Origin of the sequence: Salmonella sp. 2018103, assembly GCF_026247685.1 — a bacterium.
Classification (GTDB): domain Bacteria; phylum Pseudomonadota; class Gammaproteobacteria; order Enterobacterales; family Enterobacteriaceae; genus Salmonella; species Salmonella enterica.
This window is the reverse complement of record NZ_CP111029.1, coordinates 4,485,325-4,506,656: the sequence shown is the minus strand read 5'-3', so window position 1 is coordinate 4,506,656 and position 21,332 is coordinate 4,485,325. Positions and strand designations below refer to the sequence as shown.

The following is a 21,332-nucleotide window of genomic DNA, read 5'->3' as shown; positions in this document are numbered from 1 at the left end:
CAAACACGACATGAGGATTTATGGCAGAGAAAAAACCGGAGCTACAGCGTGGGCTGGAAGCTCGTCATATTGAATTGATTGCCCTCGGGGGCACCATCGGCGTCGGACTCTTTATGGGCGCCGCCAGTACGCTGAAATGGGCGGGCCCGTCAGTGCTGCTGGCGTATATCATCGCCGGATTGTTCGTCTTTTTCATTATGCGTTCGATGGGGGAGATGCTCTTTCTGGAACCTGTTACCGGCTCCTTTGCCGTGTACGCCCACCGGTATATGAGTCCTTTTTTTGGCTATCTTACCGCCTGGTCATACTGGTTTATGTGGATGGCGGTCGGGATCTCGGAAATTACCGCCATTGGGGTCTACGTCCAGTTCTGGTTTCCGGAGATGGCGCAGTGGATACCGGCGCTGATTGCCGTCGGACTGGTCGCGTTGGCGAATCTGGCTGCGGTGCGCCTGTATGGTGAAATCGAGTTCTGGTTTGCGATGATCAAAGTCACCACGATTATTGTGATGATCATCATCGGTCTGGGGGTGATTTTCTTCGGCTTTGGTAACGGCGGCCAGGCGATTGGCTTTGGTAATCTGACCGAGCATGGCGGCTTTTTTGCTGGCGGCTGGAAAGGCTTTCTGACCGCATTATGTATCGTGGTGGCCTCTTATCAGGGGGTTGAGTTGATCGGTATTACCGCCGGTGAAGCGAAGAATCCGCAGGTGACGTTGCGTAGCGCGGTGGGTAAAGTGCTGTGGCGTATCCTGATTTTTTATGTTGGCGCGATTTTCGTGATCGTCACCATTTTCCCGTGGAATGAGATTGGCAGTAACGGCAGTCCCTTTGTGCTCACCTTCGCGAAAATCGGCATCACCGCTGCGGCGGGCATTATCAACTTTGTCGTGCTGACGGCGGCGCTCTCCGGCTGTAACAGCGGAATGTATAGCTGTGGGCGTATGCTTTACGCGCTGGCGAAAAACCGTCAACTGCCGGCGGCAGTCGCGAAAGTCTCTCGCCACGGCGTGCCGGTCGCGGGCGTGGCGCTCTCTATTTTGATTTTGCTGGTAGGTTCTTGCCTGAACTACATCATCCCCAATCCGCAGCGCGTCTTTGTTTACGTTTATAGCGCCAGCGTACTGCCGGGGATGGTGCCGTGGTTTGTCATTCTGATTAGCCAACTGCGCTTTCGTCGGGCGCATAAAGAAGCGATTGCGGATCATCCTTTTCGTTCCATTATGTTCCCGTGGGCGAACTATTTGACGATGGCGTTTCTGGTTTGCGTTTTAATCGGCATGTACTTTAATGAAGATACGCGCATGTCGCTGTTTGTCGGCGTCATCTTCCTGCTGGCCGTCACGCTGGTCTACAAAGTTTTCGGTCTGAATCGTCACGGAACCGCCCACAAGGTGGGGGAATAAGCGCCAAAATGCGCAAAGCATAACCAAACGCGCATTTTATTTAAAAAGGCACTGGACAGCGGGGTGTGAAGTCCGTATTATCCACCCCCGCAACGGCGCTAAGCGCCCGTAGCTCAGCTGGATAGAGCGCTGCCCTCCGGAGGCAGAGGTCTCAGGTTCGAATCCTGTCGGGCGTACCATTTATTTAGGTGCTTGAGCTGCGGTGGTTTAATACCGCGTAAAAAGTTTCAGTGGTGGCTATAGCTCAGTTGGTAGAGCCCTGGATTGTGATTCCAGTTGTCGTGGGTTCGAATCCCATTAGCCACCCCATTAATATAGAGTTGTGAAACGCGAAGGTGGCGGAATTGGTAGACGCGCTAGCTTCAGGTGTTAGTGTCCTTACGGACGTGGGGGTTCAAGTCCCCCCCCTCGCACCACGACTCAATGAATTGAACTAAAAATTCAAAAAAGCAGTATATCGGCGAGTAGCGCAGCTTGGTAGCGCAACTGGTTTGGGACCAGTGGGTCGGAGGTTCGAATCCTCTCTCGCCGACCAATTTTGAACCCCGCTTCGGCGGGGTTTTTTGTTGTCTATGGAAAACCCCCAGCTAGGCTGGGGGTTCCGGAAAGCTTTCAGCTTTAAGCCAGTTATTAAAACCCCTTTTGATTTGTTAAAACATCTTGCGGTCTGGCAACTGCAAAAGTTCAACAAGAAATCAAAAGGGGGTCCCAATGGGGGACGAAAAGAGCTTAGCGCACACCCGATGGAACTGTAAATATCACATAGTTTTCGCGCCCAAATACCGAAGACAAGCGTTCTATGGAGAGAAGCGTAGGGCAGTAGGCAGCATATTAAGAAAATTGTGTGAATGGAAAAACGTACGAATTCTGGAAGCGGAATGTTGTGCAGATCATATTCACATGCTTCTGGAGATCCCGCCGAAGATGAGTGTGTCGAGCTTCATGGGATATCTGAAGGGTAAAAGTAGTCTGATGCTTTACGAGCAGTTTGGGGATCTAAAATTCAAATACAGGAACAGGGAGTTCTGGTGCAGAGGGTACTATGTCGATACGGTGGGTAAGAACACGGCGAAGATACAGGACTACATAAAGCACCAGCTTGAAGAGGATAAAATGGGTGAGCAATTATCGATCCCTTATCCGGGCAGCCCGTTTACGGGCCGTAAGTAACGAAGTTTGATGCAAATGTCAGATCGTATGCGCCTGTTAGGGCGCGGCTGGTAAGAGAGCCTTACAGGCGCATCTGAAAAACCTCCGGCTATGCCGGAGGATATTTATTTTCTGTTTCTTTTCAACCGCTTATCCCGCACGTGTTGCCATTATGGTTTATTGGCGATATCCCAGGCTTTATTTGTCGCTATTCGGTGACGAATAATCTATTGATTTATAATCACTTTATAAAAAACATCCTGTTCTGTCTCCGCCAGGCGACACGCTAAAACCTCGCCAGCGGCGGGGGGATGACAATCGCGTGAATTCTCTACGTTTTTTTAACGCCTGCGCCTGTTTTTTAGCGGTGCAAAGATGGCACGTTATGTGCAATAATGTACGGGTAGATGCTCATTCTATCTCTTATGTTCGCCTTCTGGCCTCATAAACTCAGGAATGATGCAGAGCCGTTTACGGTGCTTATCGTCCACTGACAGATGTCGCTTACGCCTCATCAAACACCCTGGACACAACGTTGAGTGAAGCACCCCTTTATGTTGTCATACAGACCTGTTTTGACGCCTGCCCCTTAACCGGGCAGGCGTTTTTTTATGCATCCCGAATGATTTTGTGTAGGCGGTAGGCCCGGTAAGCGAAGCGCCACCGGGCAAGGGGGGATTACTGCGGGGGATTGTTCTGTAATGTCAGCATCAGGCCATCGCGCCGCATGGCGGCGGCCTCTTCCGGTTGATGCAGTCGATCAAGCGCATCGGCAAGCCAGGCATAATCATACGCGTCCGGGCGTTGTTTCAGCGCGGCGCGGAAAGCCAGAGTCGCCTCCTGCCATTCACCGTGTTTCATTAGCGACTGACCGAGTGTGCTCCATAACAGCGGGCGATCGCCTACTGTCTTAATTTGCTGGCGCAGCACTTTCTCCAGTTGTTCCGGATTATTGGTTCTGAGGCGAGGAATGGGCAGCACCAGTCGATCGTCATACTGGCGTTTCAGACCGTCGATGATAATCTGCTGCGCCATATCATGATCGTCACATTCGATCAGATGCTCGGCCATCGCGACCTGCAGCGCCACCTGATGGCGGGTTTTACGGCTTTGGTTTTTCCACCAGGTGCGTAATCCTTCGCTGCCCTGCTCGGCGCGCGCCTGATCCATGAGTCCTATCCACGCCTGTTGTTCGAGCATGGCGCGATGCGCTTCATCGCCGACGTGCGCTTTCGCCATGGATGGGATGATATCTAGTAAAGAACTCCATGCGCTGGTGCGAATATAGGCCTGCTCCGCCAGACGAAGAACTTCCGGGTGACGCGGCGTGACCTCCAGCAGTTTGTCCACGCCGTGACGCGCCGCGTGATTTTCATTACGCGCCAGCTGTAAGCGCACGCGCGTGATCTCGACCGGGATGGTGTCGTTCCCCGCCAGCTCTGCCGCACGTTCAAGGTGCTGATTAGCGCGTGCTTCATCGCCGCGCTGCTGCGCCGCTTCTGCCGCCAGCAGATAATTTACCACCGGTTGTTCAGCATGGTCGGCATTTTTTGACATCAGCTTTTCAACCTGCTGATAGTCGCCCTCCGCCAGCTTCAGCAGCGCCTGTTCGGTCTGCTTGCGGGCGCGACGGCGTTTACGGCCGGCAAACCAACCGCGGGTGTGCGCGCCGGTACGAAACAGACGGCGTAGCAACCACTCAATGGCGAATAGCACCACCATAGCGACGATGAGAATGATCGCCAGTCCGGTGACGCTGGTTTCAATGTTGTAGTTATCGGTCTGGATTAACACATAGCCCTGGTGACCGGCTATCATCGGGCCGACCACGATACCCGCGAGCAACAACACAAAGAGCAATAATACTTTTAGCATCATTATTCTCCTTGCGGCGCGGCTGCCGGAGCGTCTGTCTGCGTGGCAGGCGCTGCCGTAGAGACTGTCGGTTGCGCCAGCAGATTACGCACGCGGGTTTGCATCAGTTTTTCAAGAATCGCCTGGCTTTCCAGGGTTTCCGGCAGATCCATCGTGATATTTTGCTGGCTTAATTTATCGACCTCCTCCAGGAAGGCTTTTGTCGCGGCGTCGTCAGTATCGTAATAAGCGCGAACCCAGGTCGAAACGTTATCCAGCGCCTGACGGTATGTTTCTTCCTGATGGCGTGGCACGGCCTGCGCGGCGACTAACAGGCGAGAGCGAATATTTTCGCGTAAATAGACGTCCTGGTTGGGCGCCAACAGCGGTACAGCGGTATCATCGCGGCGGCGAATGGTAATAAAGCTGTCCATAAAGTTCTGCCAGCTTTTTTGCAGGTTAACGCGCCATTCGCTTAGCGAGCTGGACAGCTCGCTGCTGTCTGAATCCATCGGCGAACCATCGGTATCGTTATCCGCCAGACGCAAGTTATCGATTTGGTTAGAGAGCTGATTGAGCTTGAGAATAATGCCGTCGTAGTCGATCTGCGCAACGGATGACAGGCTGGCGATATCGTCAGTAATCGCGCGTCGTGCGGTAATCAGGCTGGGGTCATTCATGTCCGCCAGACTGGCGTCAGCGCTTTTGAGCAGCGCAGCGGCGGTAGTGACGTCCTGATCGCTCCACAGCTTGCGTCCGGCGAGTTTCACCAGGAAATCAGCCTGCGCCAGCAGCCAGGTTTTAGCATCGCTGCCGGAAATAGTGGCGACTTTTTGTTGTACTTCATCAAGCTGTTTCGCCAGCGCCGCCTGTTGGCGATTCGCGTCATCTAACTGCGCCGCTTGTTTTTTGATAATCCCTTCCAGCTCCGCTTTTTGGCTCTCCTGCGCCTTTTGCAAGGCGGTCAGTTGCGTCGCCAGCGCATCGCTGGTTTCCGTTTGCGCGGTTGCTTGCTGTTTCCCCCAGCCATAAAGCCCAATACCTGCCGCCAGGGCAATCGCGATCGCCACCGCGCTTAATACCAGCGCGGCGCCGTTCTTACTTTTTTTCTCGGTATTAACTGGCTGTGGCGTGGTTTCCACGCTCTCCCTGGTCTCATCAACCACGGCGGAGGATTTTTCTTGTTCCGTCATTATGGCATCCCATTATGAGAGTTATTGTAATGCGCGCAACAGCGCATCGTTGTCGGCGTTATCAGCGACCTTAATATCTTGCCAGCCCAGTTCCCGGGCGAGGTGCGCCAGACGCTCACTGACGACCAATAGCCGACAGCGTAGTAACCAGTGCTCACGATACCACTGGGGAGTCAGCGACCAGAGCCGTTGCAACATCTCGCCGCTGGTAACAACAAGCGTTGTTACGCCGCGAGTATGCCAGCGCATCGCTTCTTCCGCGCCATCGTAATGTTTCGCACATCGTTGATAACATTCACAAAAACTGACTTCGGCTCCGCGAGCTGTCAGGGTTTCGCCCAGCAGTTCGCGGCCGCCATTGCCACGCAAAATCAGCGCGCGTTTGCCCGCAATATTTTGTAATTCAGGTAATTGTAGCAAGGCTTCGCTGATTTCCCGATCCAATGGATAACGAATATCGAACCCGCTAACGGTATGAAGGGCGAGCGCCGTGGTGCGGCCAATCGCGAAATAGCGCGGCGACGCAGGCCAGTTTCGACCATCCCGCTGGAGCTGGGCGTGAGCAAAGGCGACGGCGTGCTGTGAAAGGGCAAAAACCAGATCGTTTTCCGTCAGAGTCGCCAGGCGGTCGGCCAGGGTGGGTAGCTCCCGACCGGCGACAAATTCAATCAGTGGAAAACTCCAGGCCACCTGCCCCAGTGCGCGCAGACGGCTCACTAACGCTTCCCCTGCGGGAGAGGGGCGGGTGATCAGAATACTCATGCGGGCGTCTCGCCGTTATAAACTTCCGTCAGAATCGCGCGCGCGCCGTTTTCCAGCAGTTCCTCTGCAAGCGAGATGCCCATTTGCTCCGCCTGCTCGGGAGAACCACGACGTTCGCCGCGCACCATCACCGAACCGTCCGGCGCGCCAACCAGCGCGCGTAGCCAAATTTCACCGTTGATGATTTCTGCATAGCTGCCAATCGGCACCTGACAACCGCCTTCCAGGCGGGTGTTCATAGCGCGTTCCGCCGTTACGCGCAGCGCGGTTTGCGAGTGATTCAACGGTGCGAGCAGCGCCTGCGTTCGCGCGTCGTCAAGACGACACTCAATCCCGACGGCACCCTGGCCTACGGCAGGAAGCGAAACGTCGGGCGGCAAGGCTGTGCGAATGCGCGACTCCAGACCTAAGCGTTTCAGACCGGCCACGGCCAGGATAATGGCGTCATAGTCGCCGTTGTCCAGCTTGCCGAGACGTGTGCCGACGTTGCCGCGCAACGAACGGATAATGAGGTCCGGACGGCGTTCCGCCAGTTGACACTGACGACGCAAACTGGACGTCCCGACGATACTACCCGCGGGCAGATCGTCCAGACTGTGATATTTATTCGAGACAAACGCGTCGCGCGGATCTTCGCGCTCGCAAATGGTCACCAGACCGAGACCATCCGGGAAGGCCACCGGAACGTCTTTCATAGAGTGCACGGCGATATCAGCGCGTTTTTCCAGCAGCGCGATTTCAAGCTCTTTAACAAACAGTCCCTTACCGCCCACTTTCGCCAGGGGAGTATCGAGAATCACGTCGCCGCGTGTGACCATCGGCACCAGTTCTACCGTCAGTCCCGGATGGGTTGCCATCAATGCGTCTTTGACATAATGTGCCTGCCAAAGCGCAAGGGGACTTTGGCGTGTGGCAATTCTTAAAACATTGTCTAACATGCTTGTTACCGTCATTATCAATCATTGACCATCCTAACATCCTTATAGAGAGTATGTTAGTTTTCCGGTCACCGTGAGTGAGAGGATAAGGCGCAGTGTCGTCAATGACAGTGAATAATGACGAGAAACCGCCAGCCCGTATTTAAGAATTTACACGCAGCGAACGGTGCTACACTTGTATGTAGCGCATCTTTCTTTACGGTCAATGAGCAAGGTGTTAAATTGATCACGTTTTAGACCATTTTTTCGTCGGTATTGGATAAAAATATGCAGGCGAGAAAGGGTAACGGTTATTTTTGACATACGGTTTATCCCGAATGGCGACGGTCAAGTACTGACCTGCACCATGACGGGTAGCAACATCAGGCGATACGTCTTGTACCTCTATATTGAGACTCTGAAACAGAGACTGGATGCCATAAATCAACTGCGTGTGGATCGCGCGCTTGCTGCCATGGGACCCGCTTTTCAGCAGGTTTACAGTCTTCTGCCGACATTATTGCACTATCACCATCCACTGATGCCGGGTTACCTTGATGGTAACGTTCCCAGCGGTATTTGCTTCTACACGCCTGATGAAACCCAACGCCACTATCTGAACGAACTTGAGCTGTACCGCGGTATGACGCCGCAGGACCCGCCGAAGGGCGAGCTGCCGATTACCGGCGTTTACACCATGGGCAGCACCTCCTCGGTCGGGCAGAGCTGCTCGTCCGACCTGGATATCTGGGTGTGCCATCAGTCCTGGCTCGACGGTGAAGAGCGTCAGTTGCTGCAACGTAAGTGTAGCCTGCTGGAAAGCTGGGCCGCCTCGCTTGGCGTTGAGGTGAGCTTCTTCCTGATCGACGAGAACCGTTTCCGCCATAACGAAAGCGGCAGTCTGGGCGGGGAAGACTGTGGTTCTACGCAGCATATCCTGTTGCTTGATGAGTTTTATCGTACCGCTGTGCGCCTGGCCGGGAAGCGTATCCTGTGGAGTATGGTGCCGTGCGACGAAGAAGAGCATTACGACGACTATGTCATGACGCTCTACGCGCAGGGCGTATTAACGCCAAATGAATGGCTGGATCTGGGGGGCTTAAGCTCGCTCTCCGCCGAAGAGTACTTTGGCGCCAGCCTGTGGCAGCTATACAAGAGCATTGACTCGCCGTACAAAGCGGTGCTGAAAACGCTGCTGCTGGAAGCCTACTCATGGGAATATCCCAACCCACGTCTGCTGGCGAAAGATATTAAACAACGTCTGCATGACGGTGAAATCGTATCGTTTGGACTCGATCCCTACTGCATGATGCTGGAACGGGTCACTGAATACCTGACGGCGATTGAAGATCCGACGCGGCTGGATTTAGTCCGCCGCTGCTTTTACCTGAAAGTGTGCGAGAAATTAAGTCGCGAGCGTGCCTGCGTAGGCTGGCGTCGGGAAGTATTAAGCCAGTTAGTCAGCGAGTGGGGATGGGACGACGCGCGTCTGACCATGCTCGATAATCGCGCAAACTGGAAAATCGATCAGGTGCGCGAAGCCCACAACGAATTGCTCGACGCAATGATGCAGAGCTATCGTAATCTGATTCGCTTTGCGCGGCGCAACAACCTCAGCGTGAGCGCCAGCCCGCAGGATATCGGCGTACTGACGCGTAAGCTGTACGCCGCTTTTGAAGCGTTGCCGGGTAAAGTCACGCTGGTGAACCCGCAGATATCGCCGGATCTGTCCGAGCCGAATTTAACCTTTATCCATGTGCCGCCGGGACGCGCCAACCGTTCAGGCTGGTATCTCTACAACCGCGCGCCGAACATGGATTCTATCATCAGCCATCAGCCGCTGGAATATAACCGTTATCTTAATAAGCTGGTCGCGTGGGCGTGGTTCAACGGCCTGCTGACGTCGCGAACGCATCTGTTTATTAAGGGCAACGGTATTGTCGACCTGCCTAAGTTACAGGAGATGGTCGCCGATGTTTCGCACCATTTCCCGCTGCGCTTGCCTGCTCCGACGCCGAAAGCGCTCTACAGCCCCTGTGAAATTCGCCATCTGGCGATTATCGTTAACCTCGAATATGACCCGACGGCGGCGTTTCGCAATAAAGTGGTCCATTTTGACTTCCGTAAGCTGGACGTTTTCAGCTTTGGCGAAGAGCAAAACTGTCTGATAGGCAGTATCGACTTGTTATATCGCAACTCGTGGAATGAAGTGCGTACTCTGCACTTTAACGGCGAGCAGGCGATGATCGAAGCGCTGAAAACGATTCTGGGGAAAATGCACCAGGATGCCGCGCCGCCGGATAGCGTGGAGGTGTTCTGCTACAGTCAGCATCTTCGCGGTCTGATTCGCACCCGCGTGCAGCAACTGGTCTCCGAATGTATCGAGCTACGTCTTTCCAGCACCCGTCAGGAGACCGGTCGATTCAAGGCGCTGCGGGTTTCCGGGCAGACGTGGGGACTATTCTTCGAACGCTTGAATGTCTCGGTGCAGAAGCTGGAGAACGCTATCGAATTCTACGGCGCGATTTCGCATAACAAGCTGCACGGGCTGTCGGTACAGGTGGAAACCAACCAGGTGAAATTGCCGTCAGTGGTGGATGGCTTCGCCAGCGAAGGGATTATCCAGTTCTTCTTTGAAGAAACGGGCGATGAGAAAGGCTTTAATATTTATATTCTGGATGAAAGTAACCGGGCGGAAGTGTATCACCACTGCGAGGGTAGCAAGGAAGAACTGGTGCGCGACGTCAGCCGCTTCTATTCGTCATCGCACGATCGCTTCACGTATGGCTCCAGTTTTATCAACTTTAACCTGCCGCAGTTCTACCAGATAGTGAAAACTGATGGCCGCGAGCAGGTGATCCCATTCCGTACGCAGCCTATCAACACCGTGCCGCCAGCAAACCAGGATCATGACGCGCCGCTATTGCAGCAGTATTTTTCCTGAGGATTTTTGCCCGGTGGCGGCTACGCCTTACCGGGCCTACAGTAAGCCGGATAAGAAAAGCGCATCCGGCAAATAAATCAACGGAAGCTCACCGCTTCACCCGCCTGCTGCGTCGCCGCCTGCTCCAGCAGATCCCAGAAGGTTTCGCCGCTGCGATCGCAAATCCACTCGTCGCCTTTCAGGTCAAAGTGATAGCCACCCTGTTTGGTCGCCAGCCACACCTGGTGCAACGGCTCCTGACGGTTAATAATGATTTTACTGCCGTTTTCAAAGGTGATGGTCAACACGCCGCCGTTGATTTCACAGTCGATATCGCTGTCGCCATCCCAGTCGTCCAGACGTTCTTCGATGGCTAACCACAGAGTGTCGGCAAGGCGATGAAATTCACTGTCGTTCATTGTTTTATCCCGCTATTGAGTGATAGCGCCAGTATAAGGGGAAGCGTCAGCTTCTGGAACCGATACGCCTTAGCGTTGTGAGCGGTAAAGAATAAAACCCAGCGGTAGATAAATGACGATAAATAGCGCACTGGCAATGAGGATGACGGACGCATTAACCGGGAAATGGTTCAGAGCCGACAGCATTGCTACCATCAGCACGACGCAGCTGCCGCAAAGGAGAAAATGCAACAGGATTAAGGGGGCGCGCGGCTTTGCTTTGATATCCAAAAGAGCGCTAAGCAGACCGAGTACCGCGCTTATCGTCAGAACCCCGGCAGCTTCAACACCGTTTATCGTGCCGTGCATAATGCTTTCAATAATGACGTAAATGCATGAACCGATCCCCACGCCCCGAAGGGCGTTTTTCAAATGTTTATCCAAGCGCGCAAAACGGCTTAGCGGTGTGATTTTTGGCATTCCTGTGCCTGCGTTATGATGATGATGTCTTTATTGTTGGTGTACCTGACGTTCCTATTCAGAGTATGCGTCTTATCCGGGCAGGGGGATGCTGTTCGGTAAAGCTGGCTGCCAATCCACGTATAAACGTAGCGGTTGTCATACGCAAAACGCTCGGTGACTTTTAGCGGCCCATTGATGCTAAGGATCTGAATACCCTGACCTTGTTGGCTATCACGCATAAAATAGCCGTGCTCTTTTCCGGCGTTAATTTTCCGGTTCAGGAAGGGGGTTGCGCTATCCAGTTCCAGCGTTTCCAACTGGTCTTCGCCAAAAGGTGAGAGCCTCGCAATGTATAGCCGGTTCTTATATTGCGCGATGCGATCGTTAACCAGATGAAACTGACTCGGGTCAACGTTGGGAATGGTTTGCCAACGGCCCCACTCGCCGTCAGGTGACAGAGACTTGCGCCAGCGAACCGCTGTTTTGCCGATGTCAAAGGTGCCATCGGTTTTAACATAGGCTGTGTTTACGGAAGGATCGCGCGGGATACCCGTGGCGATAAAAGAGCCATCCTCCATGAGAGCGCCATCTAACTGGGCTATGCGGTAATCCACCCAATAGCCGTATCCTGAGTACGTTGTTTGCCATTTCACGCGTAGAGCTTTGGGATTGGGCGTGGGATAGCGCCACAGTTGAGCGCCATCAAACGCGTAAACATAGCGATCGTCGCGCGCGTACCATTTTTTGTAATGTGGGCTGTCGCCCAGATGCGCTTCTGTCTCGCCCGGAACGTGATAGTCCATCAGAATAAGCGGGCCAGCCGACTCGAATACCTGCAATCCGTCTTCTTCCTTAAAGTCGGATCGCGTTTTAGTGAGTAAATAACCGTGATACCGCCCGGCATTAAAACGCTTGTCTATCACCAGATTTGGGTTATCCAGCGTGACGACATCCAGTTGGTTTTCGCCGAATTCCGTTTTCCTGATGGCATAAAGCCGATCCTGATACTGCGCCACCGCATTACTGAGCGGATGAAACTGTTCCGGGTCAAGGCCGGGGATTTCGGCAAATTTGCATCCCGGTCCTTTACGCCACAGCACGCGTTTTTCCTGCAGGTTGAACGCATCACAGTGTTTTTCAATTTGCATGTCCCAATCCAGGTTGTTCTGGTTGAGAACGTAACGGTGCAAGCCGTTTTTATCGCGCCAGGTCAATAGAGAACCGGGCATCCAGCGCACCACGGAAAAGGTATCCGGATCGGCATCCAATAGTTCGCCATTGAGCATTATTTTTGTACGCGTGCGGGCCAGCGTATCCCAGGGACCAAAGGGGACAGCGACACACGGATTAAATGTGGCGGAAAATTTACCGCGCTGATCCCAGGGCTTTTGCGCCAGAACGGTGAAACTGCCCGGGTCGCTCAGGCGATGCCCTTCGACATAAAGAAAGCGATCGTCGCGCAGCGTCAAGCCCATCAGGTCTGGTTTCCACTGGCTGCTGAATTCAACTTTGCGCAATGACTGTAAATTAACGCGGTTTTCGCCGCCGTTGTCATCCGTTCGTTTGCCTTCGTAATAGAGACTATTTTTATCAACACCGATTTTGCCAAAGGCGCGAAATGAGGCGACATCTACCGATGGCGTCCCCGGCGGATTACGCATGATTTTTCCACCGTACAGAATAACGCGTCCGTCGCTGTAGTAGGAAAAGTGCGGGAAGATAGCCTGTGCACCGGTATGAACGTGATCGGTCGTCAGGTCGGTGAGCGGTGGTTCCCTGTCCCACTCATCCTGAGTTGCTGGGTTAATCAATGAATTGGGTAACCGACGCAGGCGTTTGAAATTCACCTCCGGCAACGAAAGATTGTTCTCCTCTTCTGGCTGGAGATAAACCACGCCGCTGCCTTGCCGTTGATAAACATTGTGCGGAGATTCACTTAGCCGGCATCCCCAGGCGGGAGGCAGCAGAAGTGAAAGCGAAAAAAGGCAAAACAAATTACGATATTGCATAAGGTCATCCGGACGTGGTACGTAAACCTAAAGTGATTAGCAAAGCATGTTTCCTGATGTAAATGCGCAATAATCATGGCAACGCGCCGCTTTTCAGATTTTATAAAGAGCCCCTAAACGCTTGCTTTTACGCCTTCTCCTGCGATGATAGAAAATAGAAAGCATGAACTTACAGGCAATCCATAATGAAAAACGTGTTTAAGACACTCGCTGTACTTCTGACTCTGTTCAGCCTGACGGGCTGCGGTTTGAAAGGGCCGCTTTATTTCCCGCCAGCCGATAAAAATGCGCCGCCGCCGACGAAAAAAGTCGATTCGCAAACGCAGTCCACGATGCCCGATAAGAACGATCGCGCAACGGGAGATGGCCCGTCCCAGGTCAATTACTGAGGATAGTTTTCTGTCCCCGCGTGAACGGAGTGAATGATGCAATTCTCTAAAATGCATGGCCTTGGCAACGATTTTATGGTCGTCGACGCGGTAACGCAGAATGTCTTTTTTTCGCCGGAACTGATTCGTCGGTTATCCGACAGACACCTGGGCGTAGGGTTCGATCAGCTGCTGGTGGTTGAGCCGCCCTATGATCCTGAGTTGGACTTTCATTACCGCATCTTCAACGCCGACGGCAGTGAAGTCTCGCAGTGCGGCAATGGCGCGCGCTGTTTCGCGCGATTTGTTCGCCTGAAAGGGCTAACCAATAAACGCGATATTCGGGTCAGTACCGCGAATGGCCGGATGGTACTGAGCGTCACGGAAGATGAACTGGTGCGGGTGAATATGGGGGAGCCAAACTTTGAACCCGCGCAGGTGCCTTTTCGCGCCAACAAAGCGGAAAAGACGTATATTATGCGAGCGGCGGAACAGACCATACTGTGCGGCGTGGTTTCAATGGGCAATCCGCACTGTGTCATTCAGGTTGATAACGTCGACACGGCGGCCGTTGAAACACTGGGGCCGGTTCTGGAAAGCCATGAGCGTTTTCCGGAACGCGCCAACATCGGTTTTATGCAGGTTGTAAGACGCGAGCATATCCGGCTGCGAGTCTATGAACGCGGCGCAGGGGAGACCCGCGCGTGCGGCAGCGGCGCGTGCGCTGCCGTTGCCGTGGGGATTCAGCAGGGGCTGCTGGCTGAAGAAGTACGCGTGGAATTACCGGGCGGTCGGCTGGATATCGCCTGGAAAGGTCCGGGTCATCCGTTATACATGACTGGTCCGGCGGCACATATCTACGACGGATTTATCCATTTATGAAGCAACCAGAGGAAGAACTACAGGAAACGCTCACGGAACTGGACGATCGAGCGGTCGTCGATTACCTGCGCCACCACCCTGAGTTTTTTATCCGTAACGCCCATGCCGTGGAAGCGATGCGTGTTCCACATCCCGTGCGGGGAACGGTTTCGCTCGTTGAGTGGCATATGGCCCGCGCGCGTAATCACATCAATGTGCTTGAAGAAAATATGACGCTGCTGATGGAACAGGCCCATGCCAATGAAAGCCTGTTTTATCGCTTGCTGCATCTGCAAAGCCGTCTGGTCGCCGCGGATAGTCTGGATGAGATGCTGATGCGGTTTCACCGCTGGGCGCGCGATTTGGGGCTTGCCGGCGCGACGCTGCGTTTGTTCCCGGATCGGTGGCGTCTTGGCGCGCCATCGCGCTATACGCATCTGGCTTTAAACCGTCAGGCCTTCGAGCCGCTGCGTATTCAACGACTGGGACAGTCGCAACATTATCTTGGCCCGCTAAACGGCCCGGAACTGCTGGTGGTCTTGCCGGAGGCGAAGGCTGTAGGCTCGGTAGCCATGTCGATGATGGGCAGCGATGGCGACCTCGGGGTGATTCTCTTCAGCAGCCGTGACCCGCACCACTATCAGCCGGGGCAGGGGACGCAGCTTTTACAGGAGATCGCGCTGATGCTGCCGGAGCTGCTGGAACGCTGGATTAAACGCGTATGACGGATGTCGCGCTTTCTCAGGATGTCTCGCGGTTCCTGCGCTATTTAGGCGTGGAGCGCCAGCTTAGCCCCATTACCCTGCTGAACTACCAGCGTCAGCTTGATGCCATTATCGCTTTAGCCGGAGAAACCGGGCTGAAAAGCTGGCAACAATGTGACGCTGCGATTGTGCGCAGTTTTGCGGTGCGCAGTCGGCGCAAAGGGCTTGGCCCTGCCAGTCTGGCGCTACGTCTCTCGGCATTGCGAAGCTTTTTTGACTGGTTAGTCAGTCAGGGCGAATTGAAAGCTAACCCGGCGAAGGGCGTCTCCGCACCGAAAGCGCCGCGTCATCTGCCGAAAAATATTGATGTCGACGACGTTAACCGCCTGCTGGACATCGATCTTAACGATCCGCTCGCCGTACGTGATCGGGCGATGCTGGAGGTCATGTACGGCGCGGGACTGCGTTTATCCGAACTGGTTGGCCTGGATATAAAGCACCTCGATCTCGATACCGGCGAAGTGTGGGTAATGGGTAAAGGCAGCAAAGAGCGACGCCTGCCGATTGGCCGTAACGCGGTGACATGGATTGAGCACTGGCTGGATCTGCGCGGACTGTTCGCCAGCGATGAAGAGGCGTTATTCCTGTCGAAGCTCGGCAAGCGTATCTCCGCGCGCAATGTCCAAAAACGGTTCGCTGAATGGGGCATAAAGCAGGGGCTAAACAGCCACGTGCATCCACATAAGCTGCGCCATTCGTTTGCGACCCATATGCTGGAATCGAGCGGCGATCTGCGCGGCGTGCAAGAGCTGCTGGGTCATGCCAACCTTTCCACCACCCAAATTTATACTCATCTTGATTTTCAACATCTTGCTTCAGTGTACGACGCGGCGCATCCGCGCGCTAAACGGGGGAAATAATGCGTTTTTACCGGCCTTTGGGGCGTATTGCCGCGCTCACCTTTGACCTGGATGATACCCTTTATGATAACCGTCCGGTGATTTTGCGTACTGAGCAGGAATCGCTCGCTTTTATGCAAAATTATCACCCGTCGCTACGTTCGTTTCAAAACGTCGATTTACAGCGGATACGGCAGGCGGTGCGTGAAGCGGAGCCGGAAATCTATCATGACGTTACCCGCTGGCGCCATCGTGCGATAGAGCAGGCCATGCGGGATGCGGGATTATCGGCGCAGGAGGCCATTGCCGGCGCGAATGCGGCGATGATGCATTTTGCCAAATGGCGTAGCCAGATTGAGGTTCCGCAGGCTACCCATGAGACGTTACAGCAGCTTGCGAAAAAATGGCCGCTGGTGGCGATCACTAACGGCAACGCCCAGCCGGAACTGTTTGGCCTCGGCGATTACTTTAAGTTTGTACTGCGCGCCGGCCCGGATGGACGTTCCAAGCCGTTTAGCGACATGTATTTCCTGACGGCGGAAAAACTGCATGTGCCGATCGGCGAGATCCTGCATGTCGGCGACGATCTGACTACCGATGTGGCTGGCGCTATTCGCTGTGGGATGCAGGCCTGCTGGATTAAACCTGAAAATGCCGACCTGATGCGGACGCAGGACAGCCGTTTACTGCCGCATATCGAAATTTCGCGGTTGGCATCTCTCACCTCGCTGATATAATCACCAGTAGTTCTGTATAAATTCCCAGTTATTCTGGCGGATGGCGCTATGCTTATCTGCCCTACGATAAGTAGCCCCGGTAAGCGAAGCGCCACCGGGCGTTTTTAGTTTTCATGTTTTTACGCGGCGGTGCCAATGGACGTTTCTTACCTGCTCGACAGCCTTAATGATAAACAGCGCGAAGCGGTGGCCGCGCCACGTAGCAACATGCTGGTGTTGGCGGGCGCGGGAAGCGGGAAAACCCGCGTGCTGGTGCACCGTATCGCCTGGTTACTGAGCGTAGAAAACAACTCGCCATACTCCATCATGGCGGTGACCTTTACCAACAAAGCGGCGGCGGAAATGCGCCATCGTATTGGCCAGTTGATGGGGACCAGCCAGGGCGGAATGTGGGTAGGGACGTTCCACGGTCTGGCGCACCGCCTGCTGCGCGCGCATCATATGGACGCTAATTTGCCGCAGGATTTCCAGATTCTCGACAGCGAAGATCAGATGCGTTTGCTTAAACGCCTGATTAAGGCGATGAATCTTGATGAGAAGCAGTGGCCGCCGCGTCAGGCGATGTGGTACATCAATAGCCAGAAAGACGAAGGGCTACGCCCGCACCATATTCAAAGCTATGGCAACCCGGTGGAGCAGACCTGGCAGAAGGTGTATCAGGCCTATCAGGAAGCGTGCGATCGCGCTGGTCTGGTGGATTTCGCCGAGCTACTGCTGCGCGCTCATGAACTATGGCTGAACAAGCCGCACATCCTGCAACACTATCGCGAGCGGTTTACTAACATCCTGGTGGACGAATTCCAGGATACCAACAACATTCAGTACGCCTGGGTTCGTCTGCTGGCGGGCGACACTGGTAAGGTAATGATCGTTGGCGACGATGACCAGTCGATCTACGGCTGGCGCGGGGCCCAGGTAGAGAACATCCAGCGCTTCCTCAATGATTTCCCCGGCGCGCAGACCATTCGTCTGGAGCAGAATTACCGCTCGACCAGCAACATCCTTAGCGCGGCGAACGCTCTGATTGAGAATAACAACGGGCGTTTGGGTAAAAAGCTATGGACTGACGGCGTTGATGGCGAACCGATATCGCTGTACTGCGCTTTCAACGAACTGGATGAAGCGCGCTTTGTGGTTAACCGTATCAAAACCTGGCAGGACAACGGCGGCGCGCTTGCGCAATGCGCCATCCTTTATCGTAGCAACGCCCAGTCGCGCGTGCTGGAAGAAGCGTTATTACAGGCCAGTATGCCGTACCGCATTTACGGCGGTATGCGCTTCTTCGAACGCCAGGAGATCAAAGATGCGCTCTCTTATCTGCGTTTGATTGCCAATCGCAACGATGATGCCGCCTTTGAACGCGTGGTGAACACCCCGACGCGCGGCATCGGCGACCGCACGCTGGACGTGGTGCGTCAGACCTCGCGCGATCGCCAGCTAACATTGTGGCAGGCGTGCCGTGAATTGTTACAGGAAAAAGCCCTGGCCGGGCGTGCGGCCAGCGCGCTACAACGCTTTATGGAACTGATCGATGCTCTGGCGCAGGAAACCGCCGACATGCCGCTGCATGTGCAGACTGACCGGGTGATCAAAGATTCCGGCCTGCGCACCATGTATGAGCAAGAAAAAGGCGAGAAAGGCCAGACGCGCATCGAAAACTTAGAGGAACTGGTGACGGCGACGCGGCAGTTCAGCTACAACGACGAAGATGAAGATTTAATGCCGTTGCAGGCCTTCCTCTCTCATGCGGCGCTGGAAGCGGGCGAGGGGCAGGCGGATACCTGGCAGGATGCAGTACAGCTGATGACGCTGCACTCGGCCAAAGGGCTGGAGTTTCCGCAGGTGTTTATTGTCGGTATGGAAGAGGGCATGTTCCCCAGCCAGATGTCGCTGGATGAGGGCGGGCGTTTGGAAGAGGAGCGTCGTCTGGCCTACGTCGGCGTTACCCGTGCCATGCAGAAACTAACGCTAACCTATGCCGAAACGCGTCGTCTGTACGGTAAAGAGGTCTACCATCGCCCGTCGCGTTTTATCGGCGAACTGCCGGAGGAGTGCGTGGAAGAGGTCCGTCTGCGCGCCACCGTCAGTCGTCCGGTGAGCCATCAACGAATGGGAACGCCGCTGGCGGAAAACGACACAGGCTACAAACTCGGCCAACGCGTGCGCCATGCGAAGTTCGGCGAGGGAACTATTGTCAACCTGGAGGGCAGCGGCGAGCATAGCCGGTTGCAGGTGGCTTTTCAGGGGCAAGGGATCAAATGGCTGGTTGCCGCGTATGCGAAGCTGGAAACGGTTTGACCGGCTCTCATATTGCCGGATGGCACCTCTTATCCGGCCTACGCGCTGGCTAACATTTTGATTTGTAGGCCGGATAAGGCGAAGCCGCCATCCGGCGATATAGTGATGTTAATATTCTGAAATCATAGATAAATACTCTCACTCTGCTAACCTTTCTGCATAAGGGGAAATTATTGCTTTTTCGCGTTTCGTTGCGTGTTGACGGCAAATTTTTGCTGGCGTAACATGCGCCCACGATTACGCTAAGAGGACATTCGCCTTGGACACACCCAGTAGATACTGGCTCATTATCCTGTTATCCAGGATCAACTCCTAAGGCTATCCCTTTTTGCTGATAGCCTTAGCGGTTGTCAGCGACCTTTCATTTTTTCCCGTCGCGTTGAGTCAGGCTGTTTAATGGTCTGAAACCCAATTTGTTTCTGTGTGCCCATCTGAACTGTCCGATATTTTTACGCATTGGGAGTCCCGGTCATGCTGAGCGCATTTCAACTGGAAAAAAACCGACTGACCCGGCTGGAAGTCGAGGAGTCACAAAGCCTGATTGATGCCGTATGGGTTGATTTGGTCGAACCGGACGACGACGAGCGATTGCGCGTACAATCTGAGCTGGGCCAGAGTCTGGCGACGCGTCCTGAACTGGAAGATATCGAAGCATCCGCGCGCTTCTTTGAAGACGAAGACGGATTGCATATCCACTCCTTCTTCTTCTTCGAAGATGCGGAAGATCATGCCGGTAACTCTACGGTGGCATTCACTATTCGCGATGGCCGTCTGTTTACGCTGCGTGAACGCGAACTGCCCGCCTTCCGTCTGTATCGTATGCGCGCCCGCAGCCAGGCGATGGTCGACGGTAATGCATACGAATTACTGCTCGATCTGTTCGAAACCAAAATTGAACAGTTAGCGGATGAAATCGAAAACATCTACAGCGATCTGGAAAAACTGAGCCGCGTCATTATGGAAGGGCATCAGGGCGATGAATACGACGAAGCGCTCTCCACGCTGGCGGAACTGGAAGATATCGGCTGGAAGGTACGCCTGTGTCTGATGGATACCCAACGCGCGCTGAACTTCCTGGTGCGCAAGGCGCGCTTACCGGGCGGGCAGCTGGAGCAGGCGCGTGAGATCCTGCGCGATATCGAATCTCTGCTGCCGCACAATGAATCGCTGTTCCAGAAGGTGAACTTTCTGATGCAGGCGGCGATGGGTTTTATCAACATCGAGCAGAACCGCATTATCAAAATCTTCTCGGTGGTTTCCGTGGTGTTCCTGCCGCCGACGCTGGTCGCTTCCAGCTATGGGATGAACTTCGAGTTTATGCCGGAACTGAAGTGGAGCTTTGGTTATCCAGGCGCGATTATCTTTATGATTCTGGCGGGGCTTGCGCCGTATCTGTACTTTAAGCGCAAGAACTGGCTGTAATATTGTGCCTGGTGGCGCTACGCTTACCAGGCCTACAGGATCAGGCATTTACGTCGCCATCCGGCAAAAAACGCTACATTTTCATGCGCGGTCTGCGATGGGTATAGACAGCATCCATCACGAAAATCGCCAGCGCGACCCAGATAAACGCAAATGTCACCATCTTATCCGCGCCCGGCACTTCGCCATAAAACGTCACCGCCAGTAAAAACATCAGCGTTGGGCCGATATACTGAAAGAAGCCCAGTGTAGAAAGACGCAGACGCGTAGCCGCTCCGGTGAAGCACAGCAGCGGAATCGTAGTGACCACACCCGCCGCCATTAACAGCAAGTTCAACGATAGTGCGTTTTGCCCCATATGGCTGGTAGGGCTATCGGCGATGCCAAACAGATAAATTGCCGCGACCGGCAACAGCCATAGCGTTTCGACCAGCATACCCGTCTGCGCTTCAACGGCGATCTTCTTACGCACCAGGCCGTAAAACGCAAAACTAAACGCCAGCCCCAGCGCGATAATCGGCAGCGAGCCAAAGGTCCAGAGTTGCACCAGCACGCCGCACACCGCCAGAATCACCGCCAGCCACTGCATTCGACGGAAGCGTTCGCCAAGAAAAATCATCCCCAGCAAGATGTTAACCAGCGGATTAATGAAATAACCCAGGCTGGCCTCCAGCATATGGTGATTATTTACCGCCCAAATGAACAATAGCCAGTTACCGCCGACCAGTACGGCGGACAGGGCCAGCAGAAAAATCTTCTTTGGCGTTTTCAGTAAGCGCTTAACCTGTCGCCACTGCCGGCTGACGCTAAGCAGCGCCACCATAAAGAAAAATGACCAAATCACGCGGTGCGTCAGGATCTCATCTGCGGGAACGTAATAGATCAGCTTGAAATACGCGGGGGCGATCCCCCAAATAAAATAGGCGGCAAGAGCGAGTAATACGCCCTGCCATGTTTGTTTTGCGTCCAT

19 protein-coding genes and 4 tRNA genes are annotated in these 21,332 nt (G+C 54.2%); 15 read left to right on the top strand and 8 right to left on the bottom strand.

What is annotated here, in order from left to right; translation table 11 throughout:
• Positions 1-20: 20 nt before the first annotated feature.
• From thrP to tnpA, 6 genes are all read left to right on the top strand, one after another.
• Positions 21-1,406: a bifunctional threonine/serine APC transporter ThrP gene (gene thrP / locus OLG56_RS21665; RefSeq protein ID WP_000818378.1), complete on the top strand. Its 1,386-nt coding sequence runs from the start codon at positions 21-23 to the stop codon at positions 1,404-1,406.
• A 102-nt stretch (positions 1,407-1,508) separates the two neighbouring features.
• Positions 1,509-1,585: transfer RNA gene (locus OLG56_RS21660), tRNA-Arg, on the top strand.
• Between the two features lie 54 nt (positions 1,586-1,639).
• Positions 1,640-1,715: transfer RNA gene (locus OLG56_RS21655), tRNA-His, on the top strand.
• Between the two features lie 20 nt (positions 1,716-1,735).
• A tRNA-Leu gene (locus tag OLG56_RS21650) sits at positions 1,736-1,822 on the top strand.
• Between the two features lie 42 nt (positions 1,823-1,864).
• Positions 1,865-1,941, top strand: a tRNA-Pro gene (locus tag OLG56_RS21645).
• Positions 1,942-2,117: 176 nt separating this feature from the next.
• Positions 2,118-2,576, top strand: coding sequence for an IS200/IS605-like element IS200F family transposase (tnpA, locus tag OLG56_RS21640; protein ID WP_000502119.1), 459 nt, complete (start codon positions 2,118-2,120; stop codon positions 2,574-2,576).
• Between the two features lie 657 nt (positions 2,577-3,233).
• On the opposite strand, the gene hemY is transcribed toward tnpA, so the two are convergent.
• The 4 genes from hemY to hemC are packed head-to-tail and all read right to left on the bottom strand — an operon-like array spanning position 3,234 to position 7,302.
• On the bottom strand, positions 3,234-4,430 hold the full coding sequence (gene hemY / locus OLG56_RS21635; RefSeq protein WP_001546072.1) for a protoheme IX biogenesis protein HemY: 1,197 nt from the start codon (positions 4,428-4,430) through the stop codon (positions 3,234-3,236).
• 2 nt (positions 4,431-4,432) lie between these two features.
• Positions 4,433-5,602, bottom strand: a complete 1,170-nt coding sequence (gene hemX / locus OLG56_RS21630) for a uroporphyrinogen-III C-methyltransferase (protein ID WP_000138960.1) — start codon at positions 5,600-5,602, stop codon at positions 4,433-4,435.
• 21 nt (positions 5,603-5,623) lie between these two features.
• Entirely contained in the window at positions 5,624-6,364 is a 741-nt protein-coding gene (hemD, locus tag OLG56_RS21625; RefSeq protein WP_000025495.1) for a uroporphyrinogen-III synthase, read from the bottom strand.
• Positions 6,361-7,302, bottom strand: coding sequence for a hydroxymethylbilane synthase (gene hemC, locus OLG56_RS21620; RefSeq protein WP_001521319.1), 942 nt, complete (start codon positions 7,300-7,302; stop codon positions 6,361-6,363). The genes hemD and hemC overlap by 4 nt, the downstream gene beginning before the upstream one ends.
• A gap of 376 nt (positions 7,303-7,678) precedes the next feature.
• On the opposite strand from hemC, the gene cyaA reads away from it, so the two are divergent.
• Positions 7,679-10,225, top strand: coding sequence for a class I adenylate cyclase (gene cyaA / locus OLG56_RS21615; RefSeq protein ID WP_000281719.1), 2,547 nt, complete (start codon positions 7,679-7,681; stop codon positions 10,223-10,225).
• 77 nt (positions 10,226-10,302) lie between these two features.
• On the opposite strand, the gene cyaY is transcribed toward cyaA, so the two are convergent.
• The 3 genes from cyaY to OLG56_RS21600 all read right to left on the bottom strand — a co-directional run bounded on the left by cyaY (position 10,303) and on the right by OLG56_RS21600 (position 13,073).
• Complete coding sequence (gene cyaY, locus OLG56_RS21610; RefSeq protein ID WP_001609101.1) at positions 10,303-10,623, bottom strand: iron donor protein CyaY; 321 nt, start codon at positions 10,621-10,623, stop codon at positions 10,303-10,305.
• A gap of 69 nt (positions 10,624-10,692) precedes the next feature.
• A complete protein-coding gene (locus OLG56_RS21605; protein ID WP_061377482.1) occupies positions 10,693-11,082 on the bottom strand; it encodes a DUF3021 family protein in 390 nt (129 codons plus the stop codon).
• Entirely contained in the window at positions 11,061-13,073 is a 2,013-nt protein-coding gene (locus OLG56_RS21600) for a hypothetical protein (RefSeq protein ID WP_207011602.1), read from the bottom strand. Before OLG56_RS21600 ends, OLG56_RS21605 begins: the two co-directional genes overlap by 22 nt.
• A 185-nt stretch (positions 13,074-13,258) precedes the next feature.
• Between OLG56_RS21600 and lptM the strand changes: the two genes are divergently transcribed.
• From lptM to corA, 8 genes are all read left to right on the top strand, one after another.
• Positions 13,259-13,462, top strand: a complete 204-nt coding sequence (lptM, locus tag OLG56_RS21595; protein WP_000799903.1) for an LPS translocon maturation chaperone LptM — start codon at positions 13,259-13,261, stop codon at positions 13,460-13,462.
• A gap of 36 nt (positions 13,463-13,498) precedes the next feature.
• Entirely contained in the window at positions 13,499-14,323 is an 825-nt protein-coding gene (gene dapF / locus OLG56_RS21590) for a diaminopimelate epimerase (RefSeq protein ID WP_001160671.1), read from the top strand.
• Positions 14,320-15,027 carry a DUF484 domain-containing protein gene (locus OLG56_RS21585; RefSeq protein ID WP_000812760.1) on the top strand — a complete coding sequence of 236 codons (708 nt, stop codon included), beginning with the start codon at positions 14,320-14,322 and terminating at the stop codon, positions 15,025-15,027. Before dapF ends, OLG56_RS21585 begins: the two co-directional genes overlap by 4 nt.
• Positions 15,024-15,926, top strand: coding sequence for a tyrosine recombinase XerC (gene xerC / locus OLG56_RS21580; protein WP_000132874.1), 903 nt, complete (start codon positions 15,024-15,026; stop codon positions 15,924-15,926). The genes OLG56_RS21585 and xerC overlap by 4 nt, the downstream gene beginning before the upstream one ends.
• Entirely contained in the window at positions 15,926-16,642 is a 717-nt protein-coding gene (yigB, locus tag OLG56_RS21575; RefSeq protein ID WP_061377483.1) for a 5-amino-6-(5-phospho-D-ribitylamino)uracil phosphatase YigB, read from the top strand. The genes xerC and yigB overlap by 1 nt, the downstream gene beginning before the upstream one ends.
• A 135-nt stretch (positions 16,643-16,777) precedes the next feature.
• The gene (uvrD, locus tag OLG56_RS21570; protein WP_000383436.1) at positions 16,778-18,940 is read left to right on the top strand and encodes a DNA helicase II; all 2,163 of its coding nucleotides are present in this window, start codon (positions 16,778-16,780) and stop codon (positions 18,938-18,940) included.
• Positions 18,941-19,199: 259 nt separating this feature from the next.
• Positions 19,200-19,256, top strand: a complete 57-nt coding sequence (gene ysgD, locus OLG56_RS21565; protein WP_213083418.1) for a YsgD/CorL family protein — start codon at positions 19,200-19,202, stop codon at positions 19,254-19,256.
• Positions 19,257-19,411: 155 nt separating this feature from the next.
• Positions 19,412-20,362: a magnesium/cobalt transporter CorA gene (gene corA / locus OLG56_RS21560; RefSeq protein WP_000947139.1), complete on the top strand. Its 951-nt coding sequence runs from the start codon at positions 19,412-19,414 to the stop codon at positions 20,360-20,362.
• Between the two features lie 73 nt (positions 20,363-20,435).
• Here the strand turns inward: corA and rarD are convergent, their stop codons facing one another.
• Positions 20,436-21,332, bottom strand: coding sequence for an EamA family transporter RarD (rarD, locus tag OLG56_RS21555; protein WP_061377484.1), 897 nt, complete (start codon positions 21,330-21,332; stop codon positions 20,436-20,438).

Excerpts from the sequence above, each read along its gene's own strand:
- cyaY (WP_001609101.1), bottom strand. The coding sequence starts at position 10,623 with ATGAACGACAGTGAATTTCATCGCCTTGCCGACACTCTGTGGTTAGCC.
- rarD (WP_061377484.1), bottom strand. The coding sequence starts at position 21,332 with ATGGACGCAAAACAAACATGGCAGGGCGTATTACTCGCTCTTGCCGCC.
- OLG56_RS21605 (WP_061377482.1), bottom strand. The coding sequence starts at position 11,082 with ATGCCAAAAATCACACCGCTAAGCCGTTTTGCGCGCTTGGATAAACAT.
- hemX (WP_000138960.1), bottom strand. The coding sequence starts at position 5,602 with ATGACGGAACAAGAAAAATCCTCCGCCGTGGTTGATGAGACCAGGGAG.
- tnpA (WP_000502119.1), top strand. The coding sequence starts at position 2,118 with ATGGGGGACGAAAAGAGCTTAGCGCACACCCGATGGAACTGTAAATAT.
- dapF (WP_001160671.1), top strand. The coding sequence starts at position 13,499 with ATGCAATTCTCTAAAATGCATGGCCTTGGCAACGATTTTATGGTCGTC.
- lptM (WP_000799903.1), top strand. The coding sequence starts at position 13,259 with ATGAAAAACGTGTTTAAGACACTCGCTGTACTTCTGACTCTGTTCAGC.
- xerC (WP_000132874.1), top strand. The coding sequence starts at position 15,024 with ATGACGGATGTCGCGCTTTCTCAGGATGTCTCGCGGTTCCTGCGCTAT.
- hemY (WP_001546072.1), bottom strand. The coding sequence starts at position 4,430 with ATGCTAAAAGTATTATTGCTCTTTGTGTTGTTGCTCGCGGGTATCGTG.
- hemC (WP_001521319.1), bottom strand. The coding sequence starts at position 7,302 with ATGTTAGACAATGTTTTAAGAATTGCCACACGCCAAAGTCCCCTTGCG.
- OLG56_RS21600 (WP_207011602.1), bottom strand. The coding sequence starts at position 13,073 with ATGCAATATCGTAATTTGTTTTGCCTTTTTTCGCTTTCACTTCTGCTG.
- corA (WP_000947139.1), top strand. The coding sequence starts at position 19,412 with ATGCTGAGCGCATTTCAACTGGAAAAAAACCGACTGACCCGGCTGGAA.
- uvrD (WP_000383436.1), top strand. The coding sequence starts at position 16,778 with ATGGACGTTTCTTACCTGCTCGACAGCCTTAATGATAAACAGCGCGAA.
- thrP (WP_000818378.1), top strand. The coding sequence starts at position 21 with ATGGCAGAGAAAAAACCGGAGCTACAGCGTGGGCTGGAAGCTCGTCAT.
- hemD (WP_000025495.1), bottom strand. The coding sequence starts at position 6,364 with ATGAGTATTCTGATCACCCGCCCCTCTCCCGCAGGGGAAGCGTTAGTG.
- OLG56_RS21585 (WP_000812760.1), top strand. The coding sequence starts at position 14,320 with ATGAAGCAACCAGAGGAAGAACTACAGGAAACGCTCACGGAACTGGAC.
- yigB (WP_061377483.1), top strand. The coding sequence starts at position 15,926 with ATGCGTTTTTACCGGCCTTTGGGGCGTATTGCCGCGCTCACCTTTGAC.